Raw genomic sequence first — 7,948 nt, 5'->3', positions numbered from 1 at the left:
TCGGCCACGGCGACCGTGCGGTCCGCCTGGCCCAGCCCCGCCCGCTTCACGGCGGCGTCGTCGAGGGAGAACTCCGACCAGCCGTGCCCGGCGTGCACCCCGCCGATGGACATCACGAACAGGTCGAAGGCGAGGGACTCCAGGGTGCGCAGCGCGAGCGGCCCCACCAGGGACCGCTCACCGGGCCGCGAACGTCCGCCGACGACCAGCAGCTCGATGCCGGGCCGGTCGGCCAGCCGTACCGCCGCCTGCAGACTGAGCACGGCGACGGTCAACGGGGCGCGCGCGGCGAGGTGTTCGGCCACGTGCGCGGTGGTGGTGCCGGCGTCCAGCAGCACGCGCGTCCCCGGCTCCACCAGGCCGGCGACGGCCGCGCCCAGCCGGTCCTTGGTCGCGCCCTGCCATGCCTCGCGCGCGTCGAAGCCGGCGCCCTCCTCGCGGGCCCGCGCCGGTACGGCGCCGCCGTGCACCCTGCGGACGAGGCCCTGTTTCTCCAGCGCGTCGAGGTCGCGGCGCACGGTCATCTCGGACACCCCGAGGCGTTGGGCGAGTTCGGCGACGGAGACCTGCCCCGCGGCTCCTTGGACGAGCCGCAGGGTGAGGTCGAGACGGTTGGCGATACCCATGAGGGCAGTTCTATCACTTGGATGTGAGAACGCACATCATATTGTTCGCACTGGGCGGCTCAGGCGTCCAGCAGCGTCCCCGGCAGGTCGAACCGCTCGGTCGCGCCGGAGCCGAGGTTCACCCGGACCACCGAGTCCTCGCCGTAGACGAGCCAGCCCGCCGGCGTACGGGTGAGGTGCTGGGCCGCGGCGAGGCCCTCGACGCGGGCGCGGCGCAGTTCCCTGCCGGTGCCGGCGTCGACCTCCACGAGATCGGTGTCGCCGCCCGTCGACGCGGCGACCACGATCGTCGTGCCGGTCGCGGCGACGGCGTCGGCCCGGCCGCCGTCCACCGAGACGGCCGTGTCGGCGGCGTTCCTGGTCACCGAGACGCGCACCTTGCCGGAGGCGACGGACGTGCTCCCGGCCGGGGCGCCGACGACGACCGGACGGCCGGCCGGGCAGGCGAGGCCCGTGACGTCGAGCCCGGCCGGCCGGGCCACGGCGGTGACCTTGCCGTCGGCCAGCCGTACGACGCTGACGCGGGTGTCGGAACCGGAGCCGTCGGCCAGGCAGACAGTGTCGGAGGCCGGGTCGGAGGCGGCGAGGCCGATCGTGCCCGGGATCCTCACCTCGCGCCGAGTGGACCAGTCGGCGGGGTCGCGCACCAGCACGGTGGACTCCGGGGACCCGCTCGCCGACTTGGCGTCGGGCAGCCCCGCGACCTCGGCGACCAGCGTCCTTCCCGGCAGGACGCGGCGCAGCCGTTCGTCGCCCCGCAGGCCGTCCAGCGTGTGGTCGGCACGGTTGACGAGGTAGCGGCGGTCCGGCTTGCCGCCCTTGCGGGGGACGGTCACCAGCCAGCGCCCGTCGGCCAGTTCGACGATCTGCGGGCTGACCGCCCGGTCGTCGTCGGCTTGCTGGGGCACGACGGCGAGGCTCTCCGCGCGGGACGTGTCCGCGTTGACGCCGACGACCGTCACCAGGCCGTCGACCTCGGCGAGCGCGAAGGCCGAGGCGCCCTTCCAGTCCGTGCCCAGGTCGACGCCGCCCGGCCCCGAGCAGGCGGTGGCGAGCAGGGCGGCCGTCGCCGTGAGCGCGGCGGCGGAGAGGGCCGTACGCACGCGGGCGGGCGTCGCCGTGCGAGACGTCGGGTGATTCACGGGATTCACGGGATTCATGGGGCTCACGGGGCTCGCGGGGTTCATGGGGGGATTCACGGGGTTCACCAGTCCTTCATCGCGTCCGTGGGGGACATCCGGGCCGCCCTGCGCGCCGGGACCAACGACCCCGCCGCCACCACCAGCACGGTCAGGGCGAGAAGCAGCAGCAGGGTGACCGGCGGCGGGAGCAGCACCCAGCCCTCGACGTACGGCGCCAGGTCGGCGCTGCCGCGCAGGAGGGCCGCGGCGACCGAGCCGAGGAGGGCGCCGAGCACCGTGCCGAGCAGTGCGGCCACCGCGCCGGCCACGGCCATCTCGACGACGAGCATGGTGAGGACGGCACGGGTGCGGAAACCGACCGCCTTGAGGATGCCGATCTCCTGGGCGCGCTGCCGGGACAGCGCCCCGGTCACGGTGACCGCGCCGACGAAGGCCAGCACTCCGAGGACGCCGAGCAGTACCTGGCCGACGACCCGGATCATCTCCAGGACGGCGGGCAGGGCGTCGAGCTGCTGCTGGAGGGTGACCGCCGGATAGCCGAGCCGCTGCACGGCCTCCGTCACCTCGGGCACGTCCGCGGCCGTACGGGCGACCACGGTCAGCTGGTCGTAGCCGATGGTGGCGAGGTAGTTCTTCTCGGGTTCCCCGGAGCGCTGGGCGGCCCAGCCGATCACGGTGGGGTCGGCGGCGTAGGCGGCGTCGGGGTTGTCGAGCTGCCAGGTGGGGTCGTACACCCCGACCAGGCGGGCGTGGCCGGTGACGCCGGTGCCCTCGCCGGGCCGTACGAAGCGGGTCGTCTCCGTCTCGACGTCCTGGCCCACCAGCGCGCTCAGGTCGACGCCCTGGGAGGTGGCCGGGGTGACGATCTCGCCCGGACGCAGCGGGAAGAGGTCCTCGCGCACGGACTTCGTGATCGGCGGGGTCAGGGCCGGGCGGTGGGTGGTGGCGTACAGCAGGACGGTGTCCCCGGCGTCGGTGAGGACGCCGAACGACACCTGCGCCCGGTGCTGCACGGACTCGACGTGCGGCAGCTTCGCGAGGCGTGCCGCCGTACGGTCCGTCAGGGGCGCGGTGCCGGGCCGGTCGGCGGGGCGGTCGACGGTGATGCTGCGGTTGGCGTTGCTCTCCTTGACGCCCGTGTCGGTGACGCCCTGCGCCCGTCCGGCGATGCCGAGCGCGCCGAGGCAGACGGCGGCGGCGACGGAGACGAGCGCGACGAGACCGAACAGGCGGCGGCGCAGGGCGAGGACGTTGGCCAGGGCCAGGCTGAACACGTTCACTTGGCGCTCCCCTTCTTCCTCTGCGTCTCGGAGGTCACGAGGGCCCCGCGCTCCAGCCGGTGCACGACGTCCGCGAACTCGGAGACGGCCGGGTTGTGGGTGACGAGGAGCACCGCCCGGCCCTCGTCGGCGAGTTCGCGGAACAGGCCGAGGAGCAGTTCCTCGCTGTCGGTGTCGAGGTTTCCGGTCGGCTCGTCGGCCAGGATCGCGGGCGGGTCGTTGACCAGCGCGCGGGCCAGGGCCACGCGCTGCTGCTCGCCGCCGGACAGTTCGCCGGGCAGATGGTCGGCGCGCTCGGCGAGTCCGACCCGCGCGAGCAGGGTGCGGGCGCGTTCCTCGCCCTCGGCGCGCCGTCCGGCGTACGGCAGGAGGACGTTGCGCAGCGCCGAGTGCTGCGGCAGCAGGTTGTACGACTGGAAGACGAAGCCGAGCCGGCGGCGGCGCAGGCCGGCCAGCGCGTCGTCGCCGAGCCCCGAGGTGTCGACGGGGCCGTCGGCGCCCTCGACGACCACGCGTCCGCTGTCCGGCTGGGTGAGCAGCCCGAGGATGTGCAGCAGTGTGGTCTTCCCGGAGCCCGAGTGGCCGACCAGCGCCGTGATCTCGCCGCCCCTCACGGTCAGGTCGACCTCGCGCAGGACGTCGACCCTCCTTCCCCGCAGGGGGTAGGACTTGCCCACGCCCTCGGCCCGCAGCAACGCGTTCACCGAATTTCCGCTCACTTTCCGTGCTTCGTGGCCCCGGTCGGCAACCAGCCCATGGCGCCGTCCAGTTGCCGGTCGAGCGTCCATACGCTCCAGGTGGTCTTCAGATCGCAGGCCTCGTCCCCGCCGCCGACCCGGTACAGGCCGGGCAGCCCCGGACAGCCCTCGTACGGCGTGACACCGCGCCCCAGTGCCTCGCGCAGAGCCGCGTCGAGCCGGCCGCCGAGCAGCGCGTAGGCCCGTACGACCAGCGCGTAGCCGTAGAGGGAGGTGAACCGGTCCGGGTGCAGGGCCCAGCGCTTCAGGGTGCCGGCGTCGATCCACGACGGGACGGCGTCGCGCCGGCCGCTGTCGGCGAGGCCGACGACGACCGTGGCCGCCGCGACGACGCGCTCCGGGGTGTCCGGGCGCCAGCGGCCGATCTCCGGGACGCCGGTCGTGACGCCGGCGTCGGCGCAGGTCAGGGCGGTGCGCTGCCACTGGGTGGCGTTCGTCTCGGTCACGGTGGCCGGGAGGACGCGCGGGTCGGCGCAGAGTTTGCGCGCCGCTCCGCTCGCGTCGCCGCCGCCCTCGGTGACGGTGCGCAGGGCGGCCCGGTTCAGCTGTTCGGGACCCTCCTGGCTCGCCTCGCCGGACGCCTCCTCCCGCTCCAGCGCGGTCAGAAGCGCCGGGTCCTCGCGCGACCAGCCGGCCAGTGCCCGCAGCCGCTGCACGAAGAGCGAGGCGTCGGGGCTGCCGAGGTAGGCGCCGGGGTCGCGCACGGTGCCGTCGTCGAGCCGCTCGCCGTCCAGCCGCTTGAGGACCGGCGCGAACACGCTGTCCGGGGAACCGGCCGCCTTGAGGATGTGCACCAGGTTGTGGAGCTGCTCGTAGGGGAGGGTGGCCGCGCCGTCGCGCAGCACCGGCTCCCAGATCCGGCGGTCCACGGCGGGCCGCTTCCCGGCGGCCTCCTGGAGCAGTACGTAGCTGTAGGTGTCGTCGAGCCGGACCGCCCTGGTCTCGGGCGTGAGGTCGGCGAAGTCGTCGGTGCGCGGTGCCGCGACGCGGGTGAGCGGGGCGGGAACCGGTTCCTTCAGGAGTTGCAGCGAGCGGGCCAGGGCCCCGGCCTGGTCGAGGGCGCGCACCCGGCCGGCCGTCGCGCGCAGCCAGGAGACGGTGGCGGCCCGGTCCGCCGCGGGCAGTTCCGGCAGGCGCCCGAGGGCGTCGAGGACCTCCAGGGCCGCCCAGGTGGCGCCGAGGCGGGCCGCGTCCCCGTCGTCGCCGAGGGCGGGGTCGACGTACCAGCCGCCCGCCGCCCGCAGCCGGTTCACGTCGGCCGCGTCACCGGCGCCCAGCGCCTCGCGCGCGCCGGTCCGCCACAGCGGGACGAGCCACTCGCGGCCCCACAGCGGTGACGCCTCCAGCGCCTCGCGGCGGAACGACGCGACGCGTTCCCCGGCCATGCCGGTCCGCGGGTCCCGGCCCAGTTCGGAGAGCGTCCGCAAGGCGTACGACTGGGCCTGGGGACCGGCGGGTTCCTGGCGCAGGAACGGGTGGTAGTAGTAACCGTTCTGCTCGCTGACGAGCAGGTCGAATTGACGGGCGTCGGCCGGTTCCCGCCGCCCGGAATCTCCGCTTCCGGACGTGCACGACACCACGAGCGCGGCGCATATGGCCGCCACCGCCGCGCGGGACGCGACACTCCGTCTCCCGCGCTTGTCACCACCGATGAATCCCACGAACGCCCCCGTGCGTCGTATTTCTCCGCGCACACCACCGGCGCCTCCGCATTCACACGAAAAGGAATTCCCGTGATTGCGGAAAAAGCGCGTCGGAAATGCGATGAAAACGTGAAGGGAATGCCACACCGCCGGGCCCTGACGGTGTGGCACCCTCTGGAACGGGCCTCGCGGGCGTCAGTTCACCCGCGTCGGCTCACCCGCGTCGGCCGACGGTCAGGCCGCGCCCGCGTACGCGCACTTCTCGCTGACCTTGATGGCGCTCGTCACCTGGGCCGAGCCGCAACTGCGCGTCGACACGTAGGTGGTGGCGCCGCCGGGCCGCATCTGGCCGTAGGTGTCGGAGATGTTGGCGTTGGTGTTCTTCCACCGCACCTCGCCCAGCGACCGGCTCTTCATCGTGAGCGTGGCCTCGGGGTTCTTGGAGATGGTGAGGGAGACGCTGATGCCGTGGGCCTGGAGCTCCGCGCGGTTCTGGATCCACTTGGCCTTGCGCGGGTTGGTGCCGGACATCTTGGTGGACGCCTTCCAGTCGCAGGCGGACACGTAGAAGCCGCAGTGCCAGGCGTTGACCGACACCTTGTTGCCGCCCGGGAGCCCCACCGAGGTGGAGGCGGAGGTGGCCTGGGCCGGCGACGCCGTGAGCACGAGCGCCCCGGCCGCGCACACGGCGGCGGCCCCCGAGATCAGGCGCATGCGTATTCCGTTGGTCATTCGATTGACTCCCCGTATTGTTCATTGTTGAATCGGTTTCCCGGTATCGGAAACCAGCCCCGACCCGCCCGTTTCCCCCGAGCGGATCAAGCGCCCAGCAATTACCGCATGGCTTGATCATTACTGTCCAATCCAGCCATCGGATTCCCGGCGTGAAGCACCCCACAGGAAATCGATGGAACCCGAACCGGAGAAATGCCGTCCGCTACCGCACCCCGGTTCCGTACAACCCCTCGGCCCGCGCGCGAGTCAGTCTGGGCATGACACGCCTGTATACGACGACGGCCCGCCGCACCCGACGCGTGCTCGTGCCCGTACTCGCCGTCTCCGCCCTGCTGACGCTCGGCACGGCGGGCCCCGCAGCCGCCGACAGCGACCAGCTCTGGACGTACTCGGACCCCTACGAACTGATCCTGCCGGGCGCCTACGAGGACGGGTCCGCGCCCGAGCGGACCGTCACGCTCCACGTCACCCACGACAACATCGCGAACCCGGTCGGCGCCGGACGCCTGAGCGTGGACGCCACCGAGCTGGCCGCCCTCGCCAAGATCACCTGGCCGGCCAACTGCACGCCCGACACCGCCGCCACGGCCGTCTGTGATGTCCCGTCCCTCACCGGCACCGACCGGGTGACAGCCGCCGAAATCAAGGTCAGCGCACTGCCGGGCACCCCGGACGGCGCCGTCGGCACCCTGCGCTACACCGCCGTCGCCGGCGACCTGACGTCCTACCCGGGCGAGACCCGGGTGACCGTCGGCAACGGCCCCGACCTGGCCCTGAGCCAGTCCCCCCGGCAGGACGGCGTCACGCCCGGCACCCTGATCAGCGCGCCCGCCACCCTCACCAACAACGGCAACCGCACCGCCGAGGGCGTCCTGCTCCACCTGTTCGCCTCCCGCGGCCTCGCCTACACCGAGCGGCCCGCGAACTGCGAGTACCTGGACACGGAGGTCGGCACCCAGGCCCTGTGCGTCCTCGACGAGGCACTCGCCCCCGGCGATTCGATCGCCCTGGCCAACCCCTTGAAGGCCCGCCGCAACGCCCTGTACGAGCGCTTCGACTACTCGGTCGAGCCCTACTCGGCCGAGGCCCTGGAAGCGGCCCGCGCCGGCCGCACCTACACGCCGGGCACCGGCGCCGAGCTGCAGACGGCCCCCACGACAGCCCCCCGTACCGCCACCACCACGACACCCGTCCCCGACCTGGACCCCCAGGACAACGCCCGCAGCGTCATCATCCACGCCACCAACACCGCCGACCTCAAGCTGATCGGCAGCCGGGTCGAGGGCGCGGTCGGCGAGACCGTACGGGCCGACATCACGGTGAAGAACCGCGGCCCCGCATGGGTCGCCTCACTCGGCGCGGGCGAGCCCGTGGCCACGGTCGACGTCCGCATCCCGGCCGGCACGACCGTCACCGCCCGCCCGGACACCTGCTACGCCCTGACCGCGGACGGCGAGTGGGTCGAGGAGCAGCTCGGCGCCCCCCGCTACCGCTGCCAGACCCCCATCTACCTGAACGAACGCGCCATCCACACCTTCCCCTTCGACCTCCGCATCGACAGCGCGGCCCGGTCCACCGCGCCGGTCGCCATCGACAACAACCAGTACGAGCCCCCGATCCGCGCCTACGACCCCGACCTGACGAACAACGCGTCCAGGATCGTCGTCAACGGCTGACCGAACCCGAGCCCGACGGGCACTGATGGGCAGACAGAGGCCAGGGACACGCCGGTCTTACGGCGTGTCCCTGGCCTCTGTCTGCCCA

At 73.3% G+C, this 7,948-nt stretch carries 7 protein-coding genes; 1 reads left to right on the top strand and 6 read right to left on the bottom strand.

The window, feature by feature from the left end:
- The 6 genes from BZL64_RS30540 to BZL64_RS30515 all read right to left on the bottom strand — a co-directional run.
- The coding region (locus tag BZL64_RS30540; protein ID WP_086772385.1) for a DeoR/GlpR family DNA-binding transcription regulator at positions 1–626 on the bottom strand (626 nt) is incomplete at its 3' end.
- A 59-nt stretch (positions 627–685) separates the two neighbouring features.
- Positions 686–1,729, bottom strand: coding sequence for a hypothetical protein (locus tag BZL64_RS30535; protein WP_086772384.1), 1,044 nt, complete (start codon positions 1,727–1,729; stop codon positions 686–688).
- 101 nt (positions 1,730–1,830) lie between these two features.
- Positions 1,831–3,048 carry an ABC transporter permease gene (locus BZL64_RS30530; protein ID WP_086772383.1) on the bottom strand — a complete coding sequence of 406 codons (1,218 nt, stop codon included), beginning with the start codon at positions 3,046–3,048 and terminating at the stop codon, positions 1,831–1,833.
- Positions 3,045–3,752, bottom strand: coding sequence for an ABC transporter ATP-binding protein (locus tag BZL64_RS30525; RefSeq protein ID WP_244205568.1), 708 nt, complete (start codon positions 3,750–3,752; stop codon positions 3,045–3,047). The genes BZL64_RS30530 and BZL64_RS30525 overlap by 4 nt, the downstream gene beginning before the upstream one ends.
- An 11-nt stretch (positions 3,753–3,763) precedes the next feature.
- Positions 3,764–5,410 (bottom strand): hypothetical protein, encoded by a 1,647-nt coding sequence (locus BZL64_RS30520; RefSeq protein ID WP_244205566.1) that lies wholly within the window; start codon positions 5,408–5,410, stop codon positions 3,764–3,766.
- 273 nt (positions 5,411–5,683) lie between these two features.
- Positions 5,684–6,181 (bottom strand): hypothetical protein, encoded by a 498-nt coding sequence (locus BZL64_RS30515; protein WP_244205565.1) that lies wholly within the window; start codon positions 6,179–6,181, stop codon positions 5,684–5,686.
- A gap of 260 nt (positions 6,182–6,441) precedes the next feature.
- Here BZL64_RS30515 and BZL64_RS30510 point away from each other — a divergent pair, with 260 nt between their 5' ends.
- Complete coding sequence (locus tag BZL64_RS30510) at positions 6,442–7,860, top strand: COG1361 family protein (RefSeq protein WP_244205564.1); 1,419 nt, start codon at positions 6,442–6,444, stop codon at positions 7,858–7,860.
- The last annotated feature ends 88 nt before the right edge of the window (positions 7,861–7,948 follow it).

Origin of the sequence: Streptomyces bobili, assembly GCF_002154575.1 — a bacterium.
In the GTDB taxonomy this organism is placed as follows: domain Bacteria; phylum Actinomycetota; class Actinomycetes; order Streptomycetales; family Streptomycetaceae; genus Streptomyces; species Streptomyces bobili.
Note: the sequence above shows the minus strand (reverse complement) of the source record. Positions and strands in the feature narration are given on the sequence as shown.

Coding starts and splice junctions, on each gene's coding strand:
- BZL64_RS30515 (WP_244205565.1), bottom strand. CDS start 6,181: ATGACCAACGGAATACGCATGCGCCTGATCTCGGGGGCCGCCGCCGTG.
- BZL64_RS30510 (WP_244205564.1), top strand. CDS start 6,442: ATGACACGCCTGTATACGACGACGGCCCGCCGCACCCGACGCGTGCTC.